The 26,393-nt window shown below is 61.4% G+C and carries 30 protein-coding genes; 11 read left to right on the top strand and 19 right to left on the bottom strand.

Annotated elements, in window-relative coordinates:
* Nucleotides 1–26: 26 nt before the first annotated feature.
* Entirely contained in the window at nucleotides 27–761 is a 735-nt protein-coding gene (locus ACSQ2A_RS18085) for a CPBP family glutamic-type intramembrane protease (RefSeq protein ID WP_436073353.1), read from the top strand.
* Here ACSQ2A_RS18085 and ACSQ2A_RS18080 read toward each other — a convergent pair.
* From ACSQ2A_RS18080 to ACSQ2A_RS18050, 7 genes are all read right to left on the bottom strand, one after another.
* Nucleotides 758–1,447, bottom strand: coding sequence for a permease (locus ACSQ2A_RS18080; protein WP_436073352.1), 690 nt, complete (start codon nucleotides 1,445–1,447; stop codon nucleotides 758–760). The genes ACSQ2A_RS18085 and ACSQ2A_RS18080 overlap by 4 nt on opposite strands.
* Before the next feature lie 9 nt (nucleotides 1,448–1,456).
* Nucleotides 1,457–2,542: a flagellar biosynthesis protein FlhB gene (flhB, locus tag ACSQ2A_RS18075; RefSeq protein WP_295411648.1), complete on the bottom strand. Its 1,086-nt coding sequence runs from the start codon at nucleotides 2,540–2,542 to the stop codon at nucleotides 1,457–1,459.
* Between the two features lie 3 nt (nucleotides 2,543–2,545).
* Nucleotides 2,546–3,316: a flagellar biosynthetic protein FliR gene (gene fliR, locus ACSQ2A_RS18070; protein WP_295411647.1), complete on the bottom strand. Its 771-nt coding sequence runs from the start codon at nucleotides 3,314–3,316 to the stop codon at nucleotides 2,546–2,548.
* On the bottom strand, nucleotides 3,316–3,582 hold the full coding sequence (gene fliQ / locus ACSQ2A_RS18065) for a flagellar biosynthesis protein FliQ (protein WP_295411646.1): 267 nt from the start codon (nucleotides 3,580–3,582) through the stop codon (nucleotides 3,316–3,318). Before fliQ ends, fliR begins: the two co-directional genes overlap by 1 nt.
* Before the next feature lie 197 nt (nucleotides 3,583–3,779).
* Nucleotides 3,780–4,274, bottom strand: coding sequence for a flagellar hook-basal body complex protein FliE (locus tag ACSQ2A_RS18060; RefSeq protein ID WP_295411645.1), 495 nt, complete (start codon nucleotides 4,272–4,274; stop codon nucleotides 3,780–3,782).
* A gap of 20 nt (nucleotides 4,275–4,294) precedes the next feature.
* On the bottom strand, nucleotides 4,295–4,705 hold the full coding sequence (gene flgC, locus ACSQ2A_RS18055; RefSeq protein WP_295411644.1) for a flagellar basal body rod protein FlgC: 411 nt from the start codon (nucleotides 4,703–4,705) through the stop codon (nucleotides 4,295–4,297).
* 15 nt (nucleotides 4,706–4,720) lie between these two features.
* The gene (locus ACSQ2A_RS18050) at nucleotides 4,721–5,128 is read right to left on the bottom strand and encodes a flagellar basal-body rod protein FlgB (RefSeq protein ID WP_295411643.1); all 408 of its coding nucleotides are present in this window, start codon (nucleotides 5,126–5,128) and stop codon (nucleotides 4,721–4,723) included.
* Nucleotides 5,129–5,304: 176 nt separating this feature from the next.
* Between ACSQ2A_RS18050 and ACSQ2A_RS18045 the strand changes: the two genes are divergently transcribed.
* Both ACSQ2A_RS18045 and fliP read left to right on the top strand, forming a co-directional pair.
* Nucleotides 5,305–5,958 (top strand): flagellar biosynthetic protein FliO, encoded by a 654-nt coding sequence (locus ACSQ2A_RS18045; RefSeq protein ID WP_295411642.1) that lies wholly within the window; start codon nucleotides 5,305–5,307, stop codon nucleotides 5,956–5,958.
* A gap of 73 nt (nucleotides 5,959–6,031) precedes the next feature.
* The gene (gene fliP, locus ACSQ2A_RS18040) at nucleotides 6,032–6,715 is read left to right on the top strand and encodes a flagellar type III secretion system pore protein FliP (RefSeq protein ID WP_295412254.1); all 684 of its coding nucleotides are present in this window, start codon (nucleotides 6,032–6,034) and stop codon (nucleotides 6,713–6,715) included.
* A gap of 52 nt (nucleotides 6,716–6,767) precedes the next feature.
* Here fliP and ACSQ2A_RS18035 read toward each other — a convergent pair whose 3' ends face one another.
* Nucleotides 6,768–7,367, bottom strand: a complete 600-nt coding sequence (locus ACSQ2A_RS18035) for a hypothetical protein (RefSeq protein WP_436073351.1) — start codon at nucleotides 7,365–7,367, stop codon at nucleotides 6,768–6,770.
* Between the two features lie 135 nt (nucleotides 7,368–7,502).
* Here ACSQ2A_RS18035 and ACSQ2A_RS18030 point away from each other — a divergent pair, with 135 nt between their 5' ends.
* Complete coding sequence (locus ACSQ2A_RS18030; protein ID WP_436073350.1) at nucleotides 7,503–7,637, top strand: hypothetical protein; 135 nt, start codon at nucleotides 7,503–7,505, stop codon at nucleotides 7,635–7,637.
* A gap of 130 nt (nucleotides 7,638–7,767) precedes the next feature.
* On the opposite strand, the gene ACSQ2A_RS18025 is transcribed toward ACSQ2A_RS18030, so the two are convergent.
* From ACSQ2A_RS18025 to ACSQ2A_RS17995, 7 genes are all read right to left on the bottom strand, one after another.
* Nucleotides 7,768–8,601, bottom strand: coding sequence for an aldo/keto reductase (locus ACSQ2A_RS18025; RefSeq protein WP_436073349.1), 834 nt, complete (start codon nucleotides 8,599–8,601; stop codon nucleotides 7,768–7,770).
* A 78-nt stretch (nucleotides 8,602–8,679) separates the two neighbouring features.
* Nucleotides 8,680–10,314, bottom strand: coding sequence for a carboxylesterase/lipase family protein (locus ACSQ2A_RS18020; RefSeq protein WP_436073348.1), 1,635 nt, complete (start codon nucleotides 10,312–10,314; stop codon nucleotides 8,680–8,682).
* 63 nt (nucleotides 10,315–10,377) lie between these two features.
* Nucleotides 10,378–11,457 carry an ABC transporter ATP-binding protein gene (locus ACSQ2A_RS18015; protein WP_436073347.1) on the bottom strand — a complete coding sequence of 360 codons (1,080 nt, stop codon included), beginning with the start codon at nucleotides 11,455–11,457 and terminating at the stop codon, nucleotides 10,378–10,380.
* A gap of 27 nt (nucleotides 11,458–11,484) precedes the next feature.
* The gene (locus tag ACSQ2A_RS18010; RefSeq protein ID WP_436073346.1) at nucleotides 11,485–12,312 is read right to left on the bottom strand and encodes a carbohydrate ABC transporter permease; all 828 of its coding nucleotides are present in this window, start codon (nucleotides 12,310–12,312) and stop codon (nucleotides 11,485–11,487) included.
* A complete protein-coding gene (locus tag ACSQ2A_RS18005) occupies nucleotides 12,309–13,223 on the bottom strand; it encodes a carbohydrate ABC transporter permease (RefSeq protein ID WP_436073345.1) in 915 nt (304 codons plus the stop codon). The genes ACSQ2A_RS18010 and ACSQ2A_RS18005 overlap by 4 nt, the downstream gene beginning before the upstream one ends.
* A 61-nt stretch (nucleotides 13,224–13,284) precedes the next feature.
* A complete protein-coding gene (locus ACSQ2A_RS18000; RefSeq protein WP_436073344.1) occupies nucleotides 13,285–14,580 on the bottom strand; it encodes an ABC transporter substrate-binding protein in 1,296 nt (431 codons plus the stop codon).
* Between the two features lie 26 nt (nucleotides 14,581–14,606).
* Nucleotides 14,607–16,955, bottom strand: a complete 2,349-nt coding sequence (locus ACSQ2A_RS17995; protein ID WP_436073591.1) for a family 78 glycoside hydrolase catalytic domain — start codon at nucleotides 16,953–16,955, stop codon at nucleotides 14,607–14,609.
* An 86-nt stretch (nucleotides 16,956–17,041) separates the two neighbouring features.
* Between ACSQ2A_RS17995 and ACSQ2A_RS17990 the strand changes: the two genes are divergently transcribed.
* A complete protein-coding gene (locus ACSQ2A_RS17990; protein ID WP_436073343.1) occupies nucleotides 17,042–18,127 on the top strand; it encodes a LacI family DNA-binding transcriptional regulator in 1,086 nt (361 codons plus the stop codon).
* Nucleotides 18,128–18,217: 90 nt separating this feature from the next.
* Here ACSQ2A_RS17990 and ACSQ2A_RS17985 read toward each other — a convergent pair whose 3' ends face one another.
* Nucleotides 18,218–18,472 (bottom strand): hypothetical protein, encoded by a 255-nt coding sequence (locus tag ACSQ2A_RS17985; protein ID WP_436073342.1) that lies wholly within the window; start codon nucleotides 18,470–18,472, stop codon nucleotides 18,218–18,220.
* 38 nt (nucleotides 18,473–18,510) lie between these two features.
* Between ACSQ2A_RS17985 and ACSQ2A_RS17980 the strand changes: the two genes are divergently transcribed.
* Together ACSQ2A_RS17980 and ACSQ2A_RS17975 are read left to right on the top strand one after the other, a co-directional pair.
* Nucleotides 18,511–18,810, top strand: a complete 300-nt coding sequence (locus ACSQ2A_RS17980) for a hypothetical protein (protein ID WP_436073341.1) — start codon at nucleotides 18,511–18,513, stop codon at nucleotides 18,808–18,810.
* A gap of 220 nt (nucleotides 18,811–19,030) precedes the next feature.
* On the top strand, nucleotides 19,031–19,735 hold the full coding sequence (locus tag ACSQ2A_RS17975; protein ID WP_436073340.1) for a DUF6065 family protein: 705 nt from the start codon (nucleotides 19,031–19,033) through the stop codon (nucleotides 19,733–19,735).
* A gap of 2 nt (nucleotides 19,736–19,737) precedes the next feature.
* Here the strand turns inward: ACSQ2A_RS17975 and ACSQ2A_RS17970 are convergent, their stop codons facing one another.
* Complete coding sequence (locus tag ACSQ2A_RS17970) at nucleotides 19,738–21,018, bottom strand: S8 family serine peptidase (protein WP_436073339.1); 1,281 nt, start codon at nucleotides 21,016–21,018, stop codon at nucleotides 19,738–19,740.
* A gap of 126 nt (nucleotides 21,019–21,144) precedes the next feature.
* Between ACSQ2A_RS17970 and ACSQ2A_RS17965 the strand changes: the two genes are divergently transcribed.
* The 3 genes from ACSQ2A_RS17965 (at nucleotide 21,145) to ACSQ2A_RS17955 (ending at nucleotide 23,039) form a co-directional block, all read left to right on the top strand.
* The gene (locus tag ACSQ2A_RS17965) at nucleotides 21,145–21,645 is read left to right on the top strand and encodes an RNA polymerase sigma factor (protein ID WP_295411628.1); all 501 of its coding nucleotides are present in this window, start codon (nucleotides 21,145–21,147) and stop codon (nucleotides 21,643–21,645) included.
* Between the two features lie 11 nt (nucleotides 21,646–21,656).
* The gene (locus ACSQ2A_RS17960; protein WP_436073338.1) at nucleotides 21,657–22,373 is read left to right on the top strand and encodes an anti-sigma factor family protein; all 717 of its coding nucleotides are present in this window, start codon (nucleotides 21,657–21,659) and stop codon (nucleotides 22,371–22,373) included.
* Between the two features lie 126 nt (nucleotides 22,374–22,499).
* On the top strand, nucleotides 22,500–23,039 hold the full coding sequence (locus ACSQ2A_RS17955) for a GNAT family N-acetyltransferase (RefSeq protein WP_436073337.1): 540 nt from the start codon (nucleotides 22,500–22,502) through the stop codon (nucleotides 23,037–23,039).
* Between the two features lie 113 nt (nucleotides 23,040–23,152).
* Here ACSQ2A_RS17955 and ACSQ2A_RS17950 read toward each other — a convergent pair whose 3' ends face one another.
* Both ACSQ2A_RS17950 and ACSQ2A_RS17945 read right to left on the bottom strand, forming a co-directional pair.
* Nucleotides 23,153–24,328, bottom strand: a complete 1,176-nt coding sequence (locus ACSQ2A_RS17950) for an MFS transporter (protein ID WP_436073336.1) — start codon at nucleotides 24,326–24,328, stop codon at nucleotides 23,153–23,155.
* 15 nt (nucleotides 24,329–24,343) lie between these two features.
* A complete protein-coding gene (locus tag ACSQ2A_RS17945; RefSeq protein WP_436073335.1) occupies nucleotides 24,344–25,378 on the bottom strand; it encodes an aldo/keto reductase in 1,035 nt (344 codons plus the stop codon).
* An 88-nt stretch (nucleotides 25,379–25,466) separates the two neighbouring features.
* On the opposite strand from ACSQ2A_RS17945, the gene ACSQ2A_RS17940 reads away from it, so the two are divergent.
* Nucleotides 25,467–26,372 (top strand): LysR family transcriptional regulator, encoded by a 906-nt coding sequence (locus tag ACSQ2A_RS17940; protein ID WP_436073334.1) that lies wholly within the window; start codon nucleotides 25,467–25,469, stop codon nucleotides 26,370–26,372.
* Nucleotides 26,373–26,393: the final 21 nt, after the last annotated feature.

Raw genomic sequence — 26,393 nt, 5'->3', positions numbered from 1 at the left:
TAGATGGGCCGCGCAGGGGGCCCAAAATGAGCACAAAGATCGATCTGCCCTATTATGCGGGCGAGCCGGTGGCGATTTCGCCGACCGGATGGCTGCTCATCGTGGCTACCGTCGTGGTCGCATTTTTGCAGCTCATCATGCTGCCCCTGCCGACACCTCCGCTCAATTTCATTCCGGCCATTCTCTTCACGGGGCTGCCGCTGCTGGCCTTGATGGCGGTAACTGGCTGGCGCAAGCCGGCGCTGTTCCGGTCGGTCGGACTCAAGGAGATCGGCATCGGCATCGGCTTTGGGCTGCTGACAATGCTGTCGTCAGCGATAGTCGGCTTCGCCCTCGCCAATTCCATCGGCGCAGCCGCGAATCCGGCCGTCGAAGGCCTCTTGGCATTTGGCACAGTCGATCTGCTGCTGTTCCTGGCGCGGACCTTTATCCAGCTCATCGGCGAGGAAGTGGTGTCTATCCTGCCTCTGTTGGCCGTGTTGTGGCTTTGCGTGAGCAAGTTCGGATTGTCGCGGCGCGTCGGGCTCGTCATCGCGGTTGTGGTTTCGACGCTCTGGTTCGCCGCGATGCATCTGCCGACCTACAACTGGAATTTTGTCCAGTGCGTCGGCATCATCGGTTCGGCGCGCATCGTGCTGACGCTGGCCTATCTCTTCACCCGCAATCTCTGGGTGTCCTCGATCGCCCATATCTTCAATGATTGGGTGCTCTTCCTGACCAGTTTTGCGATCGGTCACCTGCCGGTGGGCATCGAAGGCTAGGCCGGTAGCGGAACCGAGCCGCTGGCCAGCCCCACAACGAGGGCGGCCAGAAGGAAAAATGGCACGGCGAAGATGAGCGCGGTGACCACGATGATCGCCGATATGAAGGGGCGCAGCTTCGCGCTGCGGGCAAGCCAGAGCGTTTCGACCACGGCATACCAGACAAGGCCCGCGACAAGGACGAGGCCACCGGTCCACAACATCGGCGCGGAAGGATCATCGCCGCTGAAGAATTGCAGGCCAAGGCTGATGAGGACCACGAAGGGCACCGCGGCGTAGCACTGGCTGTAGAAGATCGGCTTGAACGTGGTGCGCGTGAGGCGGGCCTTGTTGGCCCTGAGCTGGATGATGCCGAAGACCAGCGGAAAGAGGCTGAAGGCCACGGCGCGGAAGACCAGCAGGTTCCAGTCGTCCGCGAGCAGGCCCGTGAGGATGTGAGCACTTGCCGGATCGGACAGTTGGCCGAGGCTGTGCAGGACGATGAGCGAGATGAGCAGCAGGACCGGCGGGCTCAGGCCATCGTCGAATTGCCGGTCTTCGTCTTCAAGCAATTGCTGCTCGGCATAAGAGAGCATGTGCAGCGGCCGGCGGACGATGCGCCAGAGAGTCAGGGGATAGAAGACGAACCAGCTGATGAGTTCGTAGAGCAATTCCTCAAGCGATTTGAGGAGCTTCATGAAATCCATGGTGCCGCCCTACCCCCGCGCCTTCCAGCTCTGGCCGTGCTTGAGGCGCATGACGAAGCCGATGATTTCGGCGACGGCCTTGTAGTGATCGGCGGGAATATCCTCGTCGACTTCGACAGCGGCAAAGAGCGCGCGGGCCAGAGGCGGGTTCTCGATGATCGGCACTTCGTTTTCCTTGGCGACGGCGCGGATGCGCAGCGCCACGGCATCGGCACCCTTGGCGACGCATTTGGGCGCGCCCATGCCCTTGTCGTATTTGAGGGCGACGGCGTAGTGGGTCGGGTTGGTGACGACCACCGTGGCCTCGGGCACGGCCTGCATCATACGCTTGCGGGCACGCTCCTGGCGTAGCTGGCGGATGCGGCCCTTCACATGCGGATCGCCTTCCATCTGCTTGTATTCTTCGCGGGTTTCCTGGACCGTCATCATCTGCCGCTTCCACCATTTCTGGCGGGTGTAGAAATAGTCGGCGCCGGCAATGACGGTGACCACGATGAGCACGGCGGTGAGGATCTTGATCCCCAGCTCCTGGAAATCCATCAGGATGATGATGGGATCGGCCGTCATCATGGTGTCGAGGCGGTCGCGCTCGGGCCAGACCACCATGACCACGACGATGCCGACCACGGCGATTTTCAGCAGGCCCTTGCCGAAATTGACCAGAGCGTCGCTGGAAAAGAGGCGCTTAGCGCCCGCGAGCGGCGAGATTTTCGAGAATTTTGGCGTGATCGGCTCGGTCGAGAACAGCGGCCGATGCTGCACGAGATTGGCGAGGATGCCGCAGATATAGAGGACGGCCAGCGGGGCCAGCACCGCGCCGATCATGGAGAATGCCAGGCCGTTGAAGAAGGCTGAGAAGCCCGCCCCTTCGACGTCGAAGCGGTCGGCATTCATCATGATGATCTGCAGGGGATCGCTGATCTGCACCGAGACCCAGGGCGCCATCGAGGCGAAGACGATGGTCGTGCCGATCAGCATGAACCAGGTGGTGACCTCCTGGCTCTTGGCGACATCGCCCTTCTTGTGGGCTTCCTCGAGCTTTTTATGGGAGGGATCTTCTGTTTTGCTGTCCTGCTCCGGTGCGTCGTCGGACATCGACTACCCCCGCCACATGGCCAGATGATTTTCGAAGGCGGTGAGATACCACCCCATCATCATCATGAGCAAAAGAGCAAACAGAACCAGGCCGGCCAGAATATTGGCGGGCATGAGGATGAAATAGACCTGCAAAGCGGGCATCAGCCGCGACAGGATGCCGGCGCCAAGGTTGAAGACGAGACCGAAGACGATGAAGGGCGCGGACATCTGCACGCCCACGGAAAAGGCGCCGGCAACGGTCTTGAGCGCCAATTGCATGGCGTCTTCTGACATGATCGGCATGGTCGGCGAGAAGACGGTGTAGCTGTCGTAGATGGCCGCCAACGCCATATGGTGCAGGTCGGTGGCAAAGATCAGCGTGATGCCGAGGAATGACAGGAAGCTGGTGAAAACCGCGCTCTGCATGCCCTGCTGGGTCGGATCGGCCGCCATGGCGCCGGAAAGACCCGCCTGGAAGGCGACGACGGCGCCGGCGATCTGGGTTGCCATGGTGGTAATGCGCACGATGCCGCCGATGATCAGCCCCACTGCCAACTCATGAAAGAGTAGCGCCACCATGCCCGGAATATCGGGCGGCATGGGGGGCATGATGCTGGACAGCAGCGGATAGAGCACGAAAGTGAACGTGAGCCCGAAGGCGAGGCGCAGCCGCATCGGGATCGTGTCTTCGCCCAAGGCCGGCATCAGCATCAGCATGGCGCCGATGCGTGCGAACAAAATGAGATAGGTAAAGGCCGCCGCAGGTGCCCAGTCGAGGTTGAGCGTAAACATCAGCCGCCGACGATGATCATATCGACAACCCGCGTCATGTAGGCCGACATGGTTGCGCCGAGGAACGGCAGCGTCAGCAACATGGTGATGAAGATGGCTATGATCTTGGGAACGAAGACCAGGGTTTGTTCCTGGATTTGCGTCAGGGCCTGAAACAGCGCGATGACCACGCCGACGACCAGACCGACAAGCATCATCGGCAAGGACACGATGATCAGCGTCCAGATACCCTGATTGGCGATGTCGAGAACTTCGGCGCCGGTCACGACTCAATTTCCTTTGCGGTCACGCACAAATGGTAACTGATTCCTGAATAGGCCGCGAATTCTAAGCCCGATTGCCTCACAGCTACCGCTGTCACCCCGGCGCAGGCCGGGGTCCGGCCCCGATCTCAGGACGGGCCCCGGCCTTTGCCGGGGTGACAATCGAGATTGGGGTGGCGTCAGATGAAGGCGAAGTACCTTTAGATCGGCATGCTCATGATCGATTCATAGGACTGGATCACGCGGTCGCGGATCGTCACGATGCTCTCGATCGCAAATTCGGTCTGGGACATGGCGGTGACCATGTCGACCACGTTTGCCTTGCCATTGACCATGTCGATGGCCATCTGGTCCGAGTTCCGGCCCTGATCGACGACACCCTGGACCGACTGGGCCAGCATGGCAGCAAAATCATTGCCCTGGTTGCCCGGATTGGTGCCAAGCTGCGCGCCGGGCTGGGAAGCCTGGGTCAGCATGCGCGTTGCCGCATCGCTGAGCGTGGCGATGGCGGTCGGATCGGCAGCGCGACCGCTTTCGGTCACGGACTGGACCGACTGGGCCAGCATCTGCGCGAAGTTGGGACCGCCGGCAACGCCGGCGATGGCGGCTTCCGCCTCAGGGCGGCTGAGCTGCGAAGCGAGGCGGCTGGCATTGCCATAGGCCGCGGCTGCGATATTGAATGGTGTTGACGCCACGATAATAGCCCCCAGAACCGTTAGCCGCGCAGGATGTCGAGCGTTTGCCCGAGCATCTGGCGAGTGACGGAAACGACGTTGAGATTGGCCTCATAGCTGCGCTGGGCCTCGCGCATGTCCATCGTCTCGATCAGTGTGTTGACGTTGGGATATTGAACGTAACCGTTCGCATCGGCGGCCGGGTGGCCGGGCTCGTAGCGATTGTTGAAGTCGCTCTGGTCATAGGCCAGCTTGCCCATGGTCACGACGCGACCGCCAAGCTCGTTGTTCATCACCGTTTCAAAGGTGGGAACGCGGCGGCGATAGGGCTCGCCGCCCGGCGTTGAGGCCGTGGAGTCGGCGTTGGCAATGTTTTCGGCGATGACGCGCATGCGGGCGGACTGTGCGTGCAGGCCCGTGGCGGCGATGCCGATAGAGGTATTGAAATCCATGCTTCAGGCCCTTTCTTATGCGGTCTTGCCGAGTGCGGTCTTCAGGATCTTGACCGATTTCTGGTAGAGGGAGGTCGCGGCCTGATAGTCCATCATATTGGTCGTGACCTTCATCATCTCGTCTTCGAGGGTGATGCCGTTTCCCTTCGGCGTGATCTCGAAATTGACCATCTTGTCGTCGGTAAAACTTGTGCCGCCGCCGATAGAGGTCGAAAAGTGCCTGGGCTGAGTCGTCGCAGTGCTGACGACCGGTGCCTGCACGACGCTGAAACGATCTTCGAAATTGTATTGCTTCAGGTCGCGACCCTTGAAGCCAGGATTGTCCGCATTGGCGACGTTTTCGGCCAGAAGACCCTGACGAGCCTGATGCCAGCGCATCTTGTCCGTCAGCGCCGAAAACACCGGCATGTCCATCAACCCCATCGCGACTACTCCTGAGTCCAAGTCAGATGGGCAAAACCTGCCTAATCAGGGTTAAAGAAGCGTTAATAGTGACCGCATGCTGTCCTAAAATGCCTCGCATTCTGCATGATTGCCTGATTTGACTGGGCAGAAAATGCCCGACAGAGTCGGGAAGGCCACTCTAGGAGTTAGAATCAGTGCAGTTCATCACCAGCCTCTTCGGCGGAAGCGGCAACACCTACCTGACCGCACTCTTCGCCCTTGGCGCCGTCATCGTCCTTATTCTTCTGGGCGTGTGGCTGCTCAAGCTGCTGTTCCGCGTATCGAGCAATGGCGTGCGCGGCCGCAACAAGCGCCTCGCCATCGTGGACAGCCTCGTGGTCGACCAGAAGCGGCAATTGCTGATCGTTCGGCGCGACAATGTCGAACATCTGATCCTGACCGGCGGCAATCAGGACCTGGTGGTGGAATCCGGCATCGTGCCGCCCGAGCCGCCGGCAGCGCAGACCACGCGCCGCCCCGTTCCGATGATCGGCCGCAAGGCCAGCAATGACGCCAAGCCTGTCGAAACCAAGCCTGCCGCCGCAATCGTGACCACCGTCGCCGGCCCCGGCGCTGCCATCGACCGCGCCCGCGAGGCCAACAAGGCACGCGAACAGGCGCCGGGCCGCTCGCTGCGCCATACGGGCCTGCTGCGCCCCGTCTCCACGCAAGACACGCTGCCAGCCGGGTATAAGCCGGACATTTCGCCCGCGACCGAGACCGACTCAGCTACAGAAGACGCAGGACGAGCGGTTAACGAAAGCGTAACGCGTGATCACGAAGCGCAGGGCGAAAACAACCGAAACTAGTGCTGCGCGGGCGCGCCTCAAGAAGCGCGCCCTTATCGGTCTTGTTGTAGCGGCAGGCCTGTCGCTGGCCGCCATGGGCGTTGCCCAGGCGCAGGAACTCTCGATCGGCTTTGGCGACGACACGGCTCTGGCCGAACGCGCCATCCAGCTCATTGGCCTGCTGACGATCCTGTCGCTGGCGCCATCCATCCTCGTGATGGTGACGAGTTTTACGCGCATCGTCGTCGTGCTCTCGCTGCTGCGTACAGCCATTGGCCTCCAGACCGCGCCACCGAACTCGGTGATGATCTCGCTGGCGCTGTTCCTCACCTTCTTCATCATGCAGCCGACCTTGGAGCAGAGCTACAATAACGGCATCGCGCCGCTACTGGCCGGCGAAATCGAGATTTCCGAGGCCTTTGAGCCGACTGTAGCGCCGCTCCACGCCTTCATGCGCGCCAATGTGCGCGAGCAGGATCTGTCGCTGTTCTACGACCTGACCGAGGCGGAAATCCCGGCCGAACCGGAAGCCATTCCGCTGCAGCTTCTCATTCCGGCCTTCCTGATCTCGGAACTGCGCCGCGCCTTCGAAATCGGGTTTTTGCTCTTCTTGCCGTTTGTCATCATCGACATGGTCGTCGCTTCGGTGCTGATGAGCATGGGTATGATGATGCTGCCGCCGGTGGTGATCTCCCTGCCCTTCAAGCTGATCTTCTTCGTGCTTGTGGACGGCTGGTATCTGGTGGTCGGCTCGCTGGTGCGAAGTTTTACGAGCTAGCGCGGGGCGTCGGTTTCGGGGGATGTGACCGCGACATCGGTTCTACGCCCGCTCAATTGGCGCAGTAGGACTGGACGTACCGCTCCAGCTCCAAAGCAAGATCCTCGTTCTGATCACCCGTAACGCGAACACCGAAATGAGGCGAGATTCCAGCGGTCAGCTCCGCACCGCAGTACTCTGTCACCTCTCGAGACTTCAGCCCGCTCTTGGCAAAAAACTCCGAGGAAAGTTCTTCGAACTTTGAAAACCTCTCTGGCAGATCATTTGGGTACCGTTCCATTATATCTGACGAGAACCCTGAGTATGCGTTCAACCACATTGCCACTTCGGGGTCGAACTGGAACTCCAGGACAATATAGCCGTCAAGGAACGCAGATACTCTGGAGGAAATATGTTCCGTGATCTCGGAAAGGTGCAATATCTCGGTATGGGACCTCAGCATATAGCTATGTCGCGGATCGTCGCACGTAATATCCGTATCTGTGGACACGGTTAGAACACAGGACTTCAGCGTTATTTGTTGGAATGGGGCTCCGTTGAGCTTAGTAGTAAGACGCTGCTCAAATCGAGCTTGCGGTGACAGTTCCTGAGCAAGCGTCGGCGGCGCGATTGTGACAGCCAGTACCAGCAAATGACCGAGAGCCGGGTTCATAGCGAGATCACCTAGTGCTCAAAGGAAATCCTAGAAGATTTCGCACGTGTCCACATCAGTGACAATGATGCAGGCACAAGGGGGCAGATAGGTTCTTCTTCTTTGCTTTCAGTTCTCTCGACGGGAAGTGAGGCCATGGACATCATAATCAGCGCTCTCATCGAGCAACTGGAGAAGCGTGGCTACAAGACGTTGGCCTTCCTGGTGTTCACCGTGGCGACTGTCGTCGGCCTTGGTTTTTGGCTGTTCAGTGTCCATTTTCTCGGTTGAAGATGAAGCAAGACGCTCACCCGACTCCCACCTGTCGGGCCCCCAGCGCGCGGCGCCAGGGGTGGAAAGCAGACCGACTGCTCCTGGCCACCTGCATACGTGAGGGCCACGCGCAGTCGGATAAGGTGATTCAGAACTCTTCGTGGGTGGCGGGATTACCGTCAAAAATGCGGCCGGCAGGACGGGTCAGGCCCGCGACGGCGCGCATGTGGTCGGCGCTGAGTTCGAAGTCTTGAATGGCCAGGTTCTCGGTTTGACGCTTGGCATTGGCGGATTTGGGGATAGGCAGTACGCCGAGCTGCAGATGCCAGCGCAGGACGACCTGTGCAGGTGTCCGTCCCAGTTCCTGCGCGATGGCCAAAATGGCCGGCTCCTGAAGCAGCGCCGTCCCCTTGCCGATTGGTGTCCACGCCTGAGTGAGAATTCCGCGCTTCCGGTCGGCCGCTCGTTGCTCTTCCTGGTTGAAGTACGGATGTAGTTCGACCTGGTTGACGCTTGGCGTCACACCGGTCTTCTCGATGAGCACATCGAGATATTCAGGCAGGAAGTTCGAGACGCCGATCGAGCGGACCAGGCCACGTTCGCGCGCGTCGACCATGCCCTCCCAGGCCTCAAGATACAGACCCTGGCTCGGATTGGGCCAGTGAATGAGATAGAGGTCGAGATAGTCGAGCCCGGTCCGGAGCAGCGACTCTTCGATGGTGCGCACCACCGAACTCTTCTTGTGATGCCGCCCGGGGAGTTTGGAAGCGACGCGAATGTCCTCTCGGGCGATACCTGACATTTTCACGGCACGGCCAACCGCGCCTTCGTTCTCGTAGTTCACCGCCGAGTCGAGCAGCCGGTATCCCTCCTGCAGCGCAGCGGACATGGCCTCTGCGCCGGCATATCCCCAGAGGCTGTAGGTTCCGAGGCCAATGGTTGGCAGAGTGGTCCCGTCGTTGAGCGTATAGTGTTCAGGCACAGCGCTTCCTCATAGTCGCAAATTCATAGGGTCCCATGGCGGCCGATGCCGAGCCCGATCCCGGCCGCCCCGGTTGCGTCACGACGCAGTCGATTCCCAGTAGAGACGCTCGGCTTTGTCTAGATCCTCGACTATCCGGCATTCCGCGTCGAGCCACATGGTCGGCCGCTTTTCCAGGTCGTAGGCCGGCCAATCCACGACGCCTTCGGCATGGGGAACGCCTGTGCGCGCAAAGCCCGCCCATAGGGCGCTCATCTGAGCCGAGGTCGCCAGCCGTTCCTCAGACTGATCGGAATACATGTAGAAGTCGAGGTTCTTGTCGGTATTGGCGAACTTGATGTTGATGTCGGCCGCGTGCGGCGAGCCGATCGGATAGTCGGTTTCGGGGATGGTCACCGGGCTATGATAGCCGAGGTGATACATGAATACCGGCGCCCCGCCCTGCTCGACCTTGGCTTCCGCTATCTTGACCGCGTCTTTCCAGATGGCGGACGTGGTGATGGCGAAATAAAGCTGCGACGGGCTGGCGTCTGGCCGGGAGGCGCGGAAGGCAGCGATGATGCCGTCGAGCTTGTCACCCTGATACGTACTGCTCAGACGCTCGCGCAACCCAGCGTCATCCATGGCAAACACATCCTTGGGGCCGAACGAAGCGAAGAACACGGTTTCGTCGCGCGTCGTGCCGCAGATCAGCGGCTTGGTCTTGGAGAACTCGGCCACACCATCGGCGAAGGGGTTTTGCGTGATGACATCGCCATCGACGAAAGAACCGAACCCCGGAACCGGGTCCGGATCACCCCAAGGCGCCAAGCCTCGGGCATTGCCCGCTTCCTGGGCCTCGAGCAGGCGTGCCGCAGGGATGTCCTGCAACTGGTCAATGGCTTCGGTAAGACCTAGCCATTTCAACGTTTCCTGGGCCCGCTCGGTCGCCTGCTCGCGCGTCGGGAAGCGCAGGGGTGCAGCACTTTCGATGGAAGCTTTCTGGAAGAGCGATGCCGCGCCGGGCATAGTGTAAATGGCCGCGGTCTTGGAGCCGCCGCCGCTTTCGCCCCAGACCATGATGTTATCGGGGTCGCCACCGAAATTCTCGATATTGTCGCGCGTCCATTGCAGGGCCGCCTGGATATCGAGCATGCCGGCATTGGCGGCGTAGTCACCATCGGCGAGGTCACCGAGGAACAGGTAGCCCAAAAGTCCAAGTCGATGGTTGGACTCAACGACGACGACATCATAGAGCCGGGCCAGGTTTGTGCCGTCCTGACCGGTGGCCCCGCCAGAGCCGATCATGTAGCCGCCGCCATGATTGTAGAACATCACGGGTCGGCGCTTGCCGTCGGCGGCAGGTGTCCAGACGTTGAGATAGAGGCAATCTTCCGATGGGGCCGGCATGCGGCCATTGCCGTTGGGACCCATCTCGCCACCGGCGACCTGGAATGACGGGTTGCCGAACTTGAGCGCGTCTCGCACGCCACTCCATGCCGCAGGGGCGGTCGGCGCCCTGAAACGCAAAGCCCCGGTCGGCGGGGCGCCATAAGGGATGCCCAGGAACTTGGCGATGCCGTCTTCGCTGCGACCCGCAACGCGGCCATACACGGTTTTCGCTTCGATCGTTTTCTCCTCCTGAGAAAAGCCAAGTCTGGGGAATGCTGTGGCGCCGAACATGGCCGCCGCGGAAATCAGTGCGGTGCGTCTCGTTATCGTTCCGATAGGCATAGTCTCTCCTTCACCGTGCGCAGCGCGCAAAATGTCGATCCAAACTGTATTTTGCATTGTGGGTCAGAGGTGGCGGGCCAACCCCTGGCCATCGAAGATTACGGCGTCGGCGGGGTCGAAGCCGAGCGCGATACCATTTCCGATTTGCAGCGGCTGGTCCCCATCGAGAACGGCCATCAACTGCCCGCCGGTCGGCAGTTCCACATTGACGTTGGTCTCGTTGCCCAGTCGCTCGACGAGCGCAACACGCCCAACCAATGGGCCGCTGCTGCTGATCTGGAGGGCATGAGGTCGGATACCCAATGTCACTGTCGTACCAGGCGAAATGCCCGACGCGTTCGCTGCGACATCGGTGACCGCCAGATCCTTGCTGGAGACGGTCACCTTGCCGTTGGACACTGCCTCGACGGCGACCGGTAACAGGTTCATTTTGGGCGAACCGATGAAGCCAGCCACGAAAAGATTGGCCGGCCTCTGGTAAAGCTCGATGGGGCTGCCGACCTGCTGCACGACACCGGCGTCCAGAACCACGATCTTGTCGGCAAGAACCATGGCCTCGACCTGGTCGTGGGTCACATAGATCATGCTGGCACCAAGGTTCTGGTGGAGTTTTGCAATTTCCATGCGCGTGTCGACACGCAGTGCCGCGTCGAGATTGGACAGCGGTTCATCGAAGAGGAACACCTCCGGCTGCCGCACGATGGCGCGGCCGATGGCGACTCGCTGGCGTTGACCACCGGAGAGCTGGCCAGGCTTGCGGTCCAGCAGATGCTCCATCTGCAGGATGCGGGCTGCCTCCCGGATCTTCTGGTCTCGAACATCCTTTGGGGTCTTCGCCAGTTTGAGACCGAAGCCGACATTGTCGTAGACCGTCATATGCGGGTAGAGCGCGTAGGACTGAAAGACCATGGCGATCGATCGGTCCCGCGGCTCGACCTGGTTCATCACCTTGCCGCCGATCCTGAGTTCGCCACCGGTGATATCTTCCAGCCCGGCGATCATGCGCAGCAGGGTTGACTTGCCGCACCCGCTCGGTCCCACGAAGACGACGAACTCTCCATGCTCGATAGTCAGGTCGACCCCTTTGATCACCTCGACATTGCCGTAGCTTTTTCGCAACTGCCGTAATTCAAGTCCGGCCATGGCCGTCTCCTCGATTTTGAGTGTGCCCTAGCCCTTGACCGCGCCGGCGGTCATGCCCGCGACGATCTGCCGGTTGAAGAACAGGAAAACGATCAGCGGCGGAATGGTGATGAGCAGGATGTTGGTGAACAGGAGGTTGTAGCTCGTGTTGAACTGGCTCTGGAAATTGTAGAGCGTCAGCTGCACAGTCGCGTTCTGGTTGCCCGGCAGGTAGTAAAGCGGGTTCGTGAAGTCGTTGAAGATGCCGACCGACTGCACCACGATATTGGTCACCGTCACTGGCCAGAGCAGCGGCAGGATGATCCGGAAGAACACATCCAGCGGGCGCGCTCCATCGATCACCGCGGCCTCGTCCAGTTCGCGCGGAATGGTGGCGATGAAGGCGCGGTAGAGGATGATCGAGAATGGCAGGTTGTAGGCCACCTGGATCAGGATCATGCCGTGCAGCGTGCCGAAGAGCTTCAGCCCTTGCAGCAGCCAGATGGTCGGGACCACGGCGGGCGGGATCATAAGGCCGGCGAGGATCAGGAATTCGATCGGGCCATTCCACCGGCTGTTGCGGCGGGCGAGCACGAAACCGACCATGGCTGCAAAGACGATGAGCAGCGTCACGCTGGTGACCGTCATGATGGTCGAATTGACGAAGGCCGTCACCATCATCCAGTTGCGGGTCGATACGACCGCCACGAGGTTGTCCCATAGGTGAAAACCGTTGGGCCAGGAAAAGTCCCGCAACGATGCCTGTTGGCGATCCTTGAACGACATCAGGATGATGAACAGGAACGGGATAACGAAGACGAAGAAGCTGAAGACGATGGCGGCGAGGCCGCCGATCACCGAGGCGCGGTTTTTCATTCGTGGCCTCGCTTGCGATTGAGGAGCATGGTCAGCGGCACGACGAGCACGGCGATGAGGATGAAGAGCACCACATTGCCTGCGGTCGACAGGCCGAAGAAACCCGCCTGGTACTGCTTGTAGATCACCGAAGCGATCGTATCGGAGGCAAAGCCGGGGCCACCTTTTGTCATGGCCCAGATGAGATCGAAGGTGCGGAGACCGCCGATAAAGGACAGGGTTATGACCGTTGCCGTTGCCGGCCGGCTCAGCGGCAAAGTGACGAACCAGAAATTCTGCCACGGTGTGGCGCCGTCGATGCGAGCCGCCTCATAATAGTCCTTGGGGATGGCGACGAGGCCGGCGATGTAGATGACCGTGGCGAGACCGACGCCCTTCCAGACATCGACGAGAGCCACCGAGAACAGTGCCAGGTTGGGGTTGGTGAGCCAGCCCGGTCCCTTCACGCCTAGCAGCGCCAGCCCCTCATTGATCATGCCGTTGGTCGGATGCATGAGCACGGTGAAGGTGATGCCAACCCCTATGGTCGAAACCAGCACCGGAAAGAACACCACCGACCGGAGATAGCCGCGGGCGACGATCCTGCTGGTCAGCAACAACGCCAAGGCCATACCCAGCACGACCTTCATGCTGGAGGTGACGACGGCGTAGATGACGGTGTTGACGAGACCCTTGACGAGAAACGGCTCGCGGAAGAACTGCGCGAAATTCTCGAAGCCGATGAAAGTCGCGTCGAACAGCGTCCAGCGCGTCAAACTGAAATAAAGGGATGAAATCGTCGGCAGCAGAAACAGCACTGAGTAAATCACCGCCGCCGGGAGCAGGAACCATCCTGGATAGGCCGTCTCGCGCTTGCCAGCACTTACCGGCCCGCGGCCAATCGTGGCCTCGGTCGCAGTCGCTACAGACATAATCTCCTCCGATTTGGGCGAGGTGGCGGGCCCATTACCAGCCCGCCACCCCTGCAGTCGCTTACCAGCCAGGGAGGCCGAGCTGCTGCGCCTGCTTCTTCACGTCCTCATCGTAGAGGGCCGCAGCATCTTCAGGAGTGCGAATGCCGGAGCCTACTTCGACCGTGATGTTCTCGAGGTTCGGCCCCTTGACCGGCGACAGGAATTCCAGCGCCGGGGCGGTGCGACCGTCGGCGGTGAAGTAGGTCTGGAGATCGGCCACCGCAGGCGGTACGTCGGCCGGCAGTTCGCAACCCTGGATCAGGAACGGGCCGGTGATGGCATTGATCTTGACCCAGGGGTCGCAGCCGCCTTCCTTGCTCGCGACGAACGCCACGAGCTTCTTCGCCGCTTCCTGGTTGGGGCTGCTGGCGGAGATGTACAGCGCCGTCGGCATCCAGACGGTGGTGCCATTTTTTGCGGCATCGTTGCCCGGCAGGGCAAAATATCCGACGTCACCAACGAGGTCTGGGTAGTTCTGTGCGATCGTTCCGACTGCAAAAGTGAGCATCGGATAGTGTGCGCCTTCGCCCTGGGCCAGCATGCGCAGGCCATCGTCGAGCACGGCCGCACCGAAATCTTCGTTGAGGTCGCCAGCGTTGAACACGTCGGCCTGCTTCTGGAAGCCGCCCATGGCTGCCGGATTGCCTGCATATTTGGCTTCGTTGGCAGTGTACTTGGTGGCGAAATCGGGCTCGGCCGCCTGCACGTTAAAATAGTCGGCGAGGACGAAGAGCTGCGAGGTCCAGGTGTCGCCGAAGGTCTGGATGACAGGAGCCTTGCCCGCTTCCTTGATCTTGGCGTTGTTGGCCATGAACTCGTCCCAGGTGGTGGGGACCGAGAGGCCAAGCTCTTCATAGATCTTCTTGTTGTAAAGAATGCCGCCGCCCATGGCCTGGCCATAGGGAACGCCATGCAGGGTGCCGTCGGTGGCGGTCACGGTCTGTTTGAAGCTGTCGAGGATAGTGGCCATGTAAGGCTCGGCCGAGAGATCCGTCGTCGTCTGGATCGGGTTGATCGCCTGGAATAGCGAGCCCGTATTGTAGACGAACACGTCATTCATCGTGCCGGTCGCAAGACGGCTCTTGACCATGTTGTCGCGCTCGGTGCCGCCGGGTCCAACCTCAATTTCGACGCTGATATCGGGGTTGGCAGCCTCGAAGGCGGCGACCATTTCCTCGGTATAGGCGACGGCGGCCTGGTCGTTTGGCGAAAACAGCGTCAGGCTCGTCTGCGCCACTGCAATGCCGACCATGCCTGTCATGGCCATGAGGCCAGCGGTCAGACCCACAAGGGCCTTCCTTGTATTCATAGTCATAAACTCCTCCCTTGCCCTTTCGGGCTTCATGCATGCCAGTTGATGCGGAACCTGGCTGTGTGCGTTCCGGGCGCGATCTGGCAGCGCGCCTTCCCTCCCTCGATGGCGGCCAGCGGCTGGCCATCGATTGAGATTTCGAAATACCGGTCCGACACCACGAGCTCCCCCTCGCTGCGATCCGGTACGGTGAATGTGTAGGTGACGGTGTCGCCTTCGATCGCCCAGTCGGCCGCGATCCTGCCGGCGACGCTGTCGTGATGGGCACTGACGGGCGAGAGGCTCGGTATGATGATCGGCTCAAAGACGACCCGCTCAAAACCGGGCGCCTCGGGGTCCGGCCGGAAGCCCGCTACCGCCTCGAAGAGCCACTGGCAGACGGCGCCATAGGCATAGTGGTTGTAGGAGTTCATGGTCGGCTCGAAGATCGAACCGTCCGCTTTGATCCCATCCCAGCGCTCCCAGATCGTCGTCGCGCCACGCTTTACCTGCGCCAACCAGCCGGGCACCTCTTCCTGCAGGAAGACGCTGGCAGCCATTTCCGGTTCGCCGATCTTCACGAGAGCGGGCAGCAGCGCCGGAGTGCCGATGAAGCCGGTGCCGATCCGGCCGCGGGCGCGCGCGATCGTCGCCTTGAACCATTTCTTCGCGGCCTTGATGTGCTGCTCCGGGATCAGGTCATGAAGGAATGCCAACGCGTATGAGCTTTGATCGTCGTAAAGCAGGCGTCCGGCCGGGGTAATAAACTCACCAGCGAACGCAGCCTTCACGGCTTCGGCCCGGGCAGCGAAGTGCCTTGCTTCCTCTGGCCGACCGATCGTCTCGGCGATGCGGGCGATCTGAGTTGACGAGATATAGAGATAGATCGTGGCCGCCGCATCGTCGCCCATCGTCGGCACGGCTTTGAGGTGATCGTTCTGCGGCTGCAGCCAGTCCCCGAAACTAAAACCCTTCACGCCCCAGCCCGAGGGCGGACGAACGATGGGGCCATCGCTGATCGCCCAGACATAGTCGTTCCAGCGCTTCATCGCCGAAAAGGCTTCTTCGAGGATGGCGCGATCGCCGTAATGGGTGAACAAGGTCCATGGAATGACGCTGATGGCGTCGCCCCAACCGGTCGAGCCGCTGAATGTGCTGCCGTCGGGTGGACGTTTCAACCGAAGCGGATTGGGCGAGACGTGGGCGATAGCGCCGTCCGGGTCCTGGTCGACAATCATCTCACGCACGAATTTGGCGAGGAAAGCGTGACTGTCGGCAAGGAAGCAGGCCGTGGGTGCAAAAACCTGCGCGTCGCCAGTCCATCCGAGCCGCTCATCGCGCTGCGGGCAGTCCGTCGGAATGTCGATGAAATTGCCGCGCTGCGACCAGATGGTGTTCTGGACCAGGCGGTCTACCAGCGGATTGGCGGAGGTGAAGCTTGCCGTCGGATTGGGTACCGAGGTGATCGGGATCGCTTCAATCGCGTCGATGGTGGCATTGCCCGAGATCGTGGCGCGTGCGTAGCGGAAACCCTGGAAGGTGAAGGTTGGCCGGTAGGTCTCGCTCCCCTGCCCGGCAAAGGTGTATTCGACGACGGCTTCGGCGCTGCGGAAATTGACGTTGTAGAAATTGCCATCCTTGTCGAGGATTTCGGCGTGCTCGAACAGAACCGAGGCACCCGCATCTCCATGGCCGGCAAAGGCAATATAGCCGCCGATATTCTGGCCGAAATCATAGACCGTCCGGCCTTCCGCATCGCGCCAGGATCGGATGGACTGAAGCGCCGGCAGTTCCTGGACCGGGGCACATTCCTGCGCGACCAGCACGCGCTGGTCGAAGTCCACGACTTCTACCCCGTGGGTTGCCGCTGGACGCATCCTGGCGTCGTATGTTTCGCCGAAATAGATGCCCGACTTCCGGACCGGAGTCGCCCCGCTCCGCCAGGTGCCGTCAGTGGCCAGCAGAACCTGCCCTTCCGGCGCCCGCCGCAATTCCGCAAAGGCACCGATCTTTTCGCCCCAGATATTGGCGAGCCCATTGCCGGTCCACATCAAAGGCGAACGAAACCAGCCATCGCCCAGCGAAATCTCGATGACGTTCGTGCCGGGCTTCAACAGGTCCGCTACGGCATATTCCTGGATGGCAAGGCGGGCATCGTAATTGGTCCAGCCCGGTGAAAGCACTTCGGCGCCGACGCGGCGACCATTGATCGAGGCGCGGTAAAGGCCCCAGGCGGTGGCGAACAGCGTTTCGGAGCCCTGGACGTCATCGAGCTCGAACGACGTCGATACGAACGACCCGTGTCGCCCGACGCCTTGATCGGACAGCGGGTGGATCATACGAGCGGTCCAGCCATCAGGGCGAGCGAAAGGGTTCGCAGCCGAGCGCGGCAACGTCATGTCGTTCAAGATGAAATCCTCCCTGGCGCGTTGGTTCGCGTCAGTGTGCAGTGTTGTACGTGCAGCGTTGTACAACTAAGTTTGGATTGCAAGAGGGAATTTTATCGGCACATTGTGCGGCGCCAGAAATTGATGAAAGAGAGCCGGCAATGGCCAAGGCCCCGCGAGAAAAAAACGTCACCATCCATGACGTTGCAAAGGACGCTGGCGTCTCGTTTTCCGCGGTTTCCAAGGTGCTGCGCAACGCCTATGGCGTCAGCGATGCACTGCGCGATAAGGTGAACGTCTCGATTGCCAAGCTCGGCTACACGCCCAGCATGTCTGCGCGAGGGATCAGCGGCGGCAGGACCTTCGTCATCGGCGTGATCTTCCCCGACATGCGCAATCCATTCTTTGCCGACATCCTGGCAGGCATCTCATCGGCGCTTGAACGCACGACCTACCAAATGGTCCAGGGCATCGTGCAGCATTCATCCGAGGCTGCTCTCGTCCAATCCATGACCAGCATGCAGCTCGATGGCCTGATCATCGTCGGCAGCGTCAGCACATCTCAGGCCCTATCGGCGTTGGCCGCGAGAATCCCGCTGGTCCTCATTGGCCACCATCTGCCCGAAGTTTCGGCTTTCGATACGGTCAACAATGACGATGCTGAAAGCGGACGCCTCGCTGTGCGCCACTTCGTCGAAAACGGCTACCGCAAGATTGCCATGCTCAGCCTCGACTCCACGAACGGCACCGTGATCCAGAGACGAGAGGAAGGCTACATCGAGGCCATGAAAGCGGCAGACCTGGGCAAGAACATCGACATCGTCCGCACGCCACAGAATCTGCGCGAAATCCAGGGCGCCGCTCAGCGCCTCTTATCCGGCCCAGGTCGAAAAGACGCAATATTCTGCTGGACCGACTATGTGGCGCTAGAGGCCCTCAGCGTTGCCGGCATAAGCGGCCTCGCTGTCCCGCGGGAAGTTGGGGTCATCGGCCATGACAACACCATGTACTGCGCCTTCGACCAGAATTCGCTGACGAGCATCGACCAGTCGGGCGAGCAACTTGGACTGCAGGCTACGAGGCTTTTGGTCGAAAGGATCGAGGGGCGACAGAAGGCCGAGCACTTCCTTGTCCATCCCCGACTGGTGGCGCGCCGCAGTTCTGCACCGCCGCAGAAGGTGTGATCCGGCAACCTGCTGCGCCAGATGGGCGCAAGAATGGGGAATGTCCGAAATGACTGTGCATCCGCGCCACCGCGCGAATGCACCTGACGATCAGTCGTCGTCGTCGTCGTCATCGTCCCAACGATCATCATCGTCGTCGTCCCAGTCGTCGTCGTCACCCTGCCAGGCAGGACTGCCATGACGCCACCAGAACGGGCGGTCATTATCGTCCGCAACGAGGATGTTGCGGGCTTCAGGTTCCGGCACGATGGCCTGCACTGCTTCGATCCCCAGTCCAAAGCTGACGCTTGGGGTCACGAGCAACATGGCGAAACCGATGCCGATCGACTTGAAAATGGTCTTCATGATTTAGGTTCCGCTATCAATCATCGTCGTCGGACGAGTTGGACGAGGAGTTTGAACTCGAGTTCGACGAGGAATTGCTGCTCGAATTGGAAGACGAGTTGCTCGACGAATTCGAGGAACTGTTGCTGCTGGAGTTGGACGAGCTGTTGGAGCTCGAATTCGACGAGCTATTCGAGTTGGAGTTGGAGGACGAGTTGCTGCTCGAATTGGAGCTCGACCCCAAGTGGTTTTTCCAGGTGCCGTTGTTGACATCGTACAGCAGTCCTGTGCGCCTGGAGTCGGCGACCTGCAGGTTCTGGGCCGGGGTAAATACCGGCACGGGGTCATCGACGCCATAGGCCTGGGCCGGCGCATTTGCGGCCATGAGGCCGGCAACGGCCAGGGTGGTGATGGTGATGGTCTTGCCCATTGGACATGTCCTTTTTCTGCTCGGAGCCATGTCGCTCCACAGGGAAAGACGCAGGACAGCGCCACCTATTCCCAAAAATTTTCGTTGCCGCAGAAGGGAATAAACGGCGAGCCCCTGCGTCTTGCGAGCATAGAACGAAGGAACTCGCCATGTTCGCCAGCCCAAAAGCCAAGATCCGCTTTCTCTGCACACCGGAAGACGAGGGCGTCATCGCTCCGCCCATCCCGTCAAAAGGCCACCTGCCCGACTGGTTTCGCAAACTCCCCGCCGTCGACCAGAGCAAGCTAGCGCCCAATGATACCGGCCTCACGGTCAAGCGGTGCATGCCTTTCCTTGATGCGATGATGACCGGCTACATCATTCCGCTGGCCGCCACCGTGCGCCTCGAAATTCGAGATGGCGGCAAGACGGTCACGGCCGGCTGGGATTTTGACAGGACCATGGTTAGCAACCACGGGAGCCATCAGGTTGCCGGCCATCCGCAAGGCGACATGCCGCCCTGCAAGTTCCACAACTACTGGTCCATTCGCACGCCCAAGGGCTGGAGCTGCCTGTTCGTGCCGCTGCTCAACCGGCCCAATTCGGTCTTCGAGCCGGTGGCCGGGATCGTCGACACCGACACCTATGTAGCCCCGATCCATTTTCCGTTCTTCGCGCGTGGCGCCGATGGCCTGCACGAAATCGAGAAGGGTACGCCGCTGATCCAGGTGATCCCGTTCAGGCGTGACAGCACCATGCTCGAAGCCGAGATCGGCAGCGAATCCCGCAGCGAGGCTGCCGAGCGGCACAAAGTGTCCCGCAATACGATCGCGAGCACCGGCTGGTACCGGCGCTTTGCGCGCGCTGCGCGCTGAAATCAGCAGGGCGAAGGGATGCGCACCAGCCCCCAGCCGAAGACGGCATCCCGGCCGGGCTCACCGAGATCGAGGCTGGCCGCGACGAGTGCATCCATGGCGGCCGGCGGCTCGACACCCTTGGCCAGGGCTGCCGCCAGCGCCGTGGTGACGAAAGGGACGGCGAAGGACGTGCCTGTCTGTGGGCGGATGCCCGAGATCGAAGCCGCCGTGGAGATGTCGACGCCGGGCGCGGCAAAACTCACGTGTTCGCCCTGCACTGCCCGGCGATAGATGTTTTGCCGGCGGTCGACGGCCGTGACCGCGACGACATCGGGATATGCGGCGGGATACATCGCCTCGGCCCGCGGCCCCGCATTGCCGACGGCGGCGACGACCGGGATGCCGGCGGTCTGAATTCGAGAAATGGCGTCAGCGAGGATGGCATTGTCGGGCCCGGCGAGGCTGAGACTGGCAACATCCACATCGGCTGTAGCCAGACGATCGAGGGCGTCTGCCAGGGCGAATACATCGCTTCGCTCGTCCTGACCAACGCGGCCGAAGGGATCGACAACGAACACCTCGGCGGCCGGCGCCAGGCCGGGCACCCGACCACTGCCAACGAACATGGCGACGACGGCGGTGCCGTGCTTCAACTCCGATGGCTCCGCATCCACACTGCCGATCGTCTCGAGCGTCAGGCGCGCTTCGCTCAGCATGGGGTGGTCTAGATTGACGCCGGTATCGATGACGCCGATATGAGGCGAGAAAACGCAGGTAGCGCCGACGGAAAGCGGCGGCCAATCGACGGCCTCCCAATGTTCGCACATGGCGCCCTCGCATCCGACGGGTACCGCCTGGCTCCGATAGTAGGAGTTGGGCGCGACGAGCGCTTCGGGCGAGGCTTCGCGCACCGCGGCCAGGGCTGCTTCGACATCGAGGTCATCGGGCAATTCCAGCAGCAGCCGGCCACTGCTTTCCGAGATGATCAAAAACCCCGCGGCGAGCAGGACGTCCCTGCCCGCGGCATCAAGGCTTGCGACAACCACCTGATCGTCGGCCTGTTCTGGCAATGGCACAGCGACCGGCGCAGGACGCCGGACGATCCGGCCGCCCATCCATGGCTGGTCGTCATCATCGTCATCGTCGCTCGAACCCGAGTCCCAATCGTCATCGTCATGATCGTCGTCGTCATCCTGCGCATAGGCCGAGGCAACGAGAAGGGGCGCGGCGAGGAGCCCGGGGACTGCAACGAGACCGAGCGCGACGAGCAAGGCGCGGAGCGAAGTGGTGGGGCTGGACAATATGCGCTTCCTTCAACAATCGGGTCTTGCAAGGCTAGACGTCTGAGACATCAGAATATTCTATGCAGCACACAAAAAAGCGACAGGCGCGGGAATAAACCCCATCACCCATCCGTCTTGCAGCATATGAGCACCATAGCTTCCAGCCTCGTCCCCATGCTGCCGCGCCTTCGGCGCTATGCGCTCGCCCTTTGCAAGGTGGGCGACATTGCAGACGATCTCGTGCAGACCGCCTGCGAAAAGGCCCTGGCCAGCCAGCGTCAAACGCTTGACCTCTCCTTTGATGCCTGGATGTTTCGCATCCTGCGCAATAGCTGGATCGACCGGCTTCGCCGCCAGAAGACGCGGGGCGAGGAGATCGACATCGTCGAGCACAGCGATATTGGAGCGTTCGATGGCGCCTCCATTCCGGAAAACCGCCTGGTGCTGAAAAAGACCATGGAGGCCATCGGCCGCCTGCCGCAGGACCAGCGCGAATTGCTGCTGCTGGTCTGCGTGGAAGAGCTGAGCTACCGCGACGCGGCCGAGGTGCTCGACCTGCCTATCGGTACCGTCATGAGTCGGCTCGCGCGGGCCCGTCGAAAACTCGCCGAGGATGTCGGCATAGAAGCGGGGCAATTGCTGTGAAGGACCAAAGCATGCAGCGCGATTTTTCCGACGAAACCCTGATGGCCTTCGCAGATGGCGTTCTCGATGAACCACAGTTTTCGCAGGTCGCAGAGGCCATCGAAAGCGATGAGACCCTGGCAGCGCGACTCGAAGCCCTTGTCACCGGTTCGGCGCTCGCTCGACGTGGGTTTGACGAAATCCTCGCGCCTGTCTCGCCGGAGTTGGAAGCGGCCGTGCGGGAGACGATCAAGGCGGCGGAGCGCAAGCCGTTCTGGAAATTCTCCTGGAGCAGCTGGATCTATCCCGCGGGCGCCTTTGCTGCCGCAGTCGTTGCTTTTGTCGTGGTTATTCCGTTCATCGGCCTATGGCAGGCATCTCCCACGCCGTCATCCATGGCCGAGCTGAGCGGCCAGGAGGTTGCCGTTGTGCTCAACACCCTGCCCTCTGGCGGCACCACTACCTTGGCCAGCGGTACCGTCATCAATCCAATCGCGACCTTCACCAATGGCGACCAGCAGGTCTGCCGTGAATTCGAAACCCAAGGCAGCGCAAGTTATCTCGTCGTCGCCTGCCGCGCCGGTTCGTCCTGGGCTGTTCAGCTTGCGCTCGCGACCGCGAACGAAGACGGCAACTACCGGCCGGCGTCAGGTTTTGAAGTACTGGACTCCTATCTGGAGTCGGTCGGTGCCGGAGAGCCGCTGACGGGTGATGACGAGCTGACCGCCCTTCGCGGCATCTCGCCGTGAAAGTAACGATGGCGTTGGAACGAAGCATCGTGCCCCGGACGTTAGCTCGAGGTGGTTTGCTGACGGTCCGCATTTCGGCGAGGATGGCGTTGAAGCAGACTAGACTCACAGACCTTAGAGGCTCAATTGCCCCCATGGCTCTATTCTCAAACCATAACGCTGCGCCCCGCCCGGCCTGCAGACGTAGCTGCCCGTTTCGCCATCGGACCTGAGCCGGACAACAATCTACGGCTTTATGGGGTCGATCCGGCAACCGCCCAGCCATTCACAATGGAGCGCGCTGAGTACTGGACGAAATCGCTTATCGATCATCCTTATGCATGGGTAATCGAGAGAGACGGCCTACTCGGATCGGCACGTTTGGATCGCGTCGACTTTGTTGACCGGCGGGCATCCTTTGCGATCGGCCTGCTGAAATCCAAAAATATCGGCAAGGGTATTGGCACTGAGGCGACACGTGCAGTGCTGACTTATGCCTTCTCAGAACTCAAGCTTCACAGGGTGTCGCTTCGAGTGTTGGCGATCAATGAGAGAGCAATTCGCTCGTACAAGAAGTGCGGGTTCCAAGTCGAGGGGCGTGAACGCGAGACGGCATTTCTCGATGGTAGGTGGCACGACGACCTCATTATGGGCCTACTCGAACATGAGTTACGCTTGGGCGTATGACGGCGTCGCGCGCGTCTGCTGCCAGTGCGTCATTTCCCGTGCAGCAAAGTCCGCGATATGGATCGGACGCATTCCTTACGGAATGCGCCCCTCCGGTCGTTCGTGACCAAGTCTCAAGTGCTGCAAAGCTGCCGATCGTCCGGCACGGGTGCCCCGCGAACCGCGATCAGAACAGCGACCAGCCCGATGGCCGAGGTCGCTGCGCCCGCCAGTGCCACAGCGTGATAGCCAAGCCCGGACGCGATGACAGCTCCACCAAGCGCCGCGCCGATGGCGTTGCCCAGGTTGAACGCGCCAATATTGACCGACGAGGCTAGGTTGGGCGCGTCCACCGCAGCCGACATGACTCGGACCTGAAGCGGCGGCACCAGCGCGAAGCTCGCCACACCCCACAGAAAGATGATGATCGGCGTCGGCGCAATAAAGGGCATCAACAATGCGAAGGCGATGAGGATCGCGGTCAGCCCGCCCAGCGTCACGATCAGCGTGCGGTCGACCGACCGGTCGGCGAAGCGGCCACCCAGCCAGTTGCCCACCGTCATGCCCACGCCATAGGTTACAAGCATCGCCGTCACGAAGCCGAGCGAAGCGTGCGTCGCCTCGCGCAGGATCGGCGCGATATAGGTGAAGACGGTGAACATCGCACTCGAACCGACGACGGTAAGAGCAAGTGCTCCCAGCACCGGTCCGCGTCTCAGCGCGCGCAATTCGGCAAGCGCGTTGCCGCTCTTCGGAGCGGGCAGCGCCGGCAGTGTCAGCCGAAGTGCGACCATGGTGACAATGCCGAGCCCGGCAATCCCCCAGAAGGCCATTCGCCAGCCGAGATGCTCGCCTCCCCAGGTCGCGAGCGGCACGCCGACGACATTGGCGATGGTCAGCCCCATGAACATCGCCGCGACCGCGCCGGCCCTGCGCTCGGGCGGCACCAGGCTGGCCGCTACGATCGATCCGACGCCAAAAAACGCGCCATGGTTGAGGGAGGTGACGATCCTCGCGACCAGAAACATGCCGTAGCCGGTTGAAACCGCTGCCAGCAGATTGCCAAGGGTGAAGATGCCGGCCAGCGCGATCAGCAGCGTGCGGCGTGGCACACGGCCGGTCGTGAGCGTCATCAACGGCGCGCCGATCATCACGCCTAGTGCGTAGGCGCTGATGAGCAGCCCCGCGACAGGGATGGAGACGCCGAGATCGGTTGCAATGACCGGCAACAAACCCATCGGCGCGAATTCCGTCACGCCGATGCCGAAGGCGCCGACCGATAGGGCGATCAGCCCAAGGTTGAGTTTCATGGCAGGAGTTCCTTGTCAGACTATCGCCGGGTTCAGGCGGGCGAAGCCCTCCTGCTGCCGATACGGGGTGTGCGGATAGGGCGGCAGCAGGTCGCTTGCGTTGTCGAGCGCTGTCATCTGCTCGGGCGTGAGCTTCCAGCCCACGGCGCCGAGATTCTGGCGCAGCTGTTCCTCGTTGCGCGCCCCGACAATGACCGACGAGACAGTTGGGCGTTGAAGTAGCCAATTGATCGCGATCTGCGGGACGGTCTTGCCCGTCTCGCGCGCGATATCTTCCAGCGCATCGATCACCCGGTAGAGGTGTTCTTCTTCGACAGGTGGGGCGAACTGTTCGGTCTCCTGAAGGCGGCTGCCTGCGGGGATCGGGCGGCCGCGTCCGATGCGGCCGGTCAGCCGACCCCAGCCGAGGGGACTCCAGACCAGCGCGCCCACGCCCTGATCGACGGCGAGCGGCATTAGCTCCGCTTCATAGGCACGACCGATCAGCGAGTAATAGACCTGGTGCGCAACAAGGCGCTGCAAGCCCTGCCGATCTGCGACCGCCTGTGCTTTCATGAGCTGCCAGCCGGGATAGTTGGAAACGCCGGCATAGCGCAGCTTGCCTGCCGCGATCAGCATATCGAGCGTGCCCATCAACTCCTCGACCGGGGTGAAAGCATCGAAGGCGTGCAGCTGCAGCAAGTCGATATAGTCGGTGCCCAGCCGCCGCAACGCATCCTCGACCACACGGATCAGCCGCGCGCGAGACGCGCCCCAGTCCTGCGGACCATCGCCCATCGGCAGACCGGTCTTGGTCGAAATCAACACCGCATCGCGCCGGCCCTTGATGGCCTCACCCAGCACCTCCTCAGACGCACCGTTCGAGTAGACATCGGCGGTGTCGAACAATGCGACGCCTGCGTCCATGCAAATGTCGATCAGCCGTCGAGCCTCCGCAGCGTCGCTCTGTCCCCAGGCGCTGAACAGCGGCCCCTTGCCGCCGAAGGTGCCGGTGCCAAAGCTGAGCGCGGGCACTCGCAGTCCTGACGCCCCCAATTGCCTATATTCCATGGCTCACCCTTTCGGTTACGATATAGACGCATAGATGGACGCAAGGGCCGCGCTGGAATAGTGCGCAGTGGAGCTAAGGATTTTTGCAATGCAAGCAAAAGCGATGGATGGGACAGATCGCGCACGCGCGCTGGAGATATTCACCGCGGTGGTCGATCTCGGCAGCTTCTCGGCGGCAGGCCGCCAGTTCGACCTCACCCCCTCCGCAGTCAGCCGCACGGTCGACCGGATCGAAACACGGCTTGGCGTGCGGCTGCTGCTGCGCTCGACCCGCACGCTCACCCTGACAGCGGAGGGTCGCGCCTATCTCCAGGCTGCGCGACGAATCCTCGCCGACCTGAACGATGCCGAGCAGCAGATCGCCGACCAGGGGGCGCCCCGCGGGCGGCTTCGGGTCAACGCGGCGCAATCGCACGGCCGGCTATGCATAGTTCCACTGCTCGGTGAATTCGTGCGGCTCTATCCGCATATCCTTGTCGACATCGCTTTGTCGGATACGCTGACCGACGTGGCCGGTGGCGAGGCGGATGTGGCGATCCGCTTCGGCCCGCTCGCCGACAGCGGGCTCATGGCGCGCAAGCTAGGCGAGACGGGCCGCGTGATCGTTGCCTCGCCGGACTATCTGGCGCACGCTGGCACCCCGCGCGCGCCGGAGGATCTCCACCATCACAACTGCCTCAACTTCAATTTCCGCCGGGCCGAGCCGATCTGGCCGTTCCGGCGCGACGGAGAGGATTTCGCACTGTCGGTGAAGGGTACGATCGAGGCGAATAGCGGCGAGACACTTGGTGAACTCGCCGCTCAAGGGGTTGGGATCGCTCGCGTTGGCCGCTTCAGCGTCATCAACGAGATCGAAAACGGCCGGTTAGTCCCACTTCTTGAGGACTACAACCCCGGCGATGTCGAGCACATCCACGCCGTTTTTGTCGGCGGAGCCAACATTCCAGCCCGCGTTCGCGTTTTTGTGGACTTCCTGGTGGACAAGCTGCGCTGAACTGTCTGTCGGAGGAGCGGC

Origin of the sequence: Devosia sp. LjRoot3, from assembly GCF_964252865.1 — a bacterium.
GTDB lineage: Bacteria > Pseudomonadota > Alphaproteobacteria > Rhizobiales > Devosiaceae > Devosia.
Note: the sequence above shows the minus strand (reverse complement) of the source record. Positions and strands in the feature narration are given on the sequence as shown.

Bases quoted from the DNA above. Each gene is read 5' to 3' on its own strand.
- flgC (WP_295411644.1), bottom strand. From the start codon at position 4,705: ATGGATTTCAATACCTCTATCGGCATCGCCGCCACGGGCCTGCACGCA.
- ACSQ2A_RS17965 (WP_295411628.1), top strand. From the start codon at position 21,145: ATGAGCACCATAGCTTCCAGCCTCGTCCCCATGCTGCCGCGCCTTCGG.
- ACSQ2A_RS18005 (WP_436073345.1), bottom strand. From the start codon at position 13,223: ATGTCTGTAGCGACTGCGACCGAGGCCACGATTGGCCGCGGGCCGGTA.
- ACSQ2A_RS18030 (WP_436073350.1), top strand. From the start codon at position 7,503: ATGGACATCATAATCAGCGCTCTCATCGAGCAACTGGAGAAGCGTGGC.
- ACSQ2A_RS18080 (WP_436073352.1), bottom strand. From the start codon at position 1,447: ATGGATTTCATGAAGCTCCTCAAATCGCTTGAGGAATTGCTCTACGAA.
- ACSQ2A_RS18085 (WP_436073353.1), top strand. From the start codon at position 27: ATGAGCACAAAGATCGATCTGCCCTATTATGCGGGCGAGCCGGTGGCG.
- ACSQ2A_RS18050 (WP_295411643.1), bottom strand. From the start codon at position 5,128: ATGGGGTTGATGGACATGCCGGTGTTTTCGGCGCTGACGGACAAGATG.
- ACSQ2A_RS18000 (WP_436073344.1), bottom strand. From the start codon at position 14,580: ATGACTATGAATACAAGGAAGGCCCTTGTGGGTCTGACCGCTGGCCTC.
- ACSQ2A_RS18015 (WP_436073347.1), bottom strand. From the start codon at position 11,457: ATGGCCGGACTTGAATTACGGCAGTTGCGAAAAAGCTACGGCAATGTC.
- ACSQ2A_RS17950 (WP_436073336.1), bottom strand. From the start codon at position 24,328: ATGAAACTCAACCTTGGGCTGATCGCCCTATCGGTCGGCGCCTTCGGC.
- ACSQ2A_RS17940 (WP_436073334.1), top strand. From the start codon at position 25,467: ATGCAAGCAAAAGCGATGGATGGGACAGATCGCGCACGCGCGCTGGAG.
- fliP (WP_295412254.1), top strand. From the start codon at position 6,032: ATGGGCGTTGCCCAGGCGCAGGAACTCTCGATCGGCTTTGGCGACGAC.
- ACSQ2A_RS18010 (WP_436073346.1), bottom strand. From the start codon at position 12,312: ATGAAAAACCGCGCCTCGGTGATCGGCGGCCTCGCCGCCATCGTCTTC.
- ACSQ2A_RS17995 (WP_436073591.1), bottom strand. From the start codon at position 16,955: ATGACGTTGCCGCGCTCGGCTGCGAACCCTTTCGCTCGCCCTGATGGC.
- ACSQ2A_RS17960 (WP_436073338.1), top strand. From the start codon at position 21,657: ATGCAGCGCGATTTTTCCGACGAAACCCTGATGGCCTTCGCAGATGGC.
- ACSQ2A_RS18035 (WP_436073351.1), bottom strand. From the start codon at position 7,367: ATGAACCCGGCTCTCGGTCATTTGCTGGTACTGGCTGTCACAATCGCG.
- flhB (WP_295411648.1), bottom strand. From the start codon at position 2,542: ATGTCCGACGACGCACCGGAGCAGGACAGCAAAACAGAAGATCCCTCC.
- ACSQ2A_RS17945 (WP_436073335.1), bottom strand. From the start codon at position 25,378: ATGGAATATAGGCAATTGGGGGCGTCAGGACTGCGAGTGCCCGCGCTC.
- ACSQ2A_RS17975 (WP_436073340.1), top strand. From the start codon at position 19,031: ATGTTCGCCAGCCCAAAAGCCAAGATCCGCTTTCTCTGCACACCGGAA.
- fliR (WP_295411647.1), bottom strand. From the start codon at position 3,316: ATGTTTACGCTCAACCTCGACTGGGCACCTGCGGCGGCCTTTACCTAT.
- ACSQ2A_RS18020 (WP_436073348.1), bottom strand. From the start codon at position 10,314: ATGCCTATCGGAACGATAACGAGACGCACCGCACTGATTTCCGCGGCG.
- ACSQ2A_RS17985 (WP_436073342.1), bottom strand. From the start codon at position 18,472: ATGAAGACCATTTTCAAGTCGATCGGCATCGGTTTCGCCATGTTGCTC.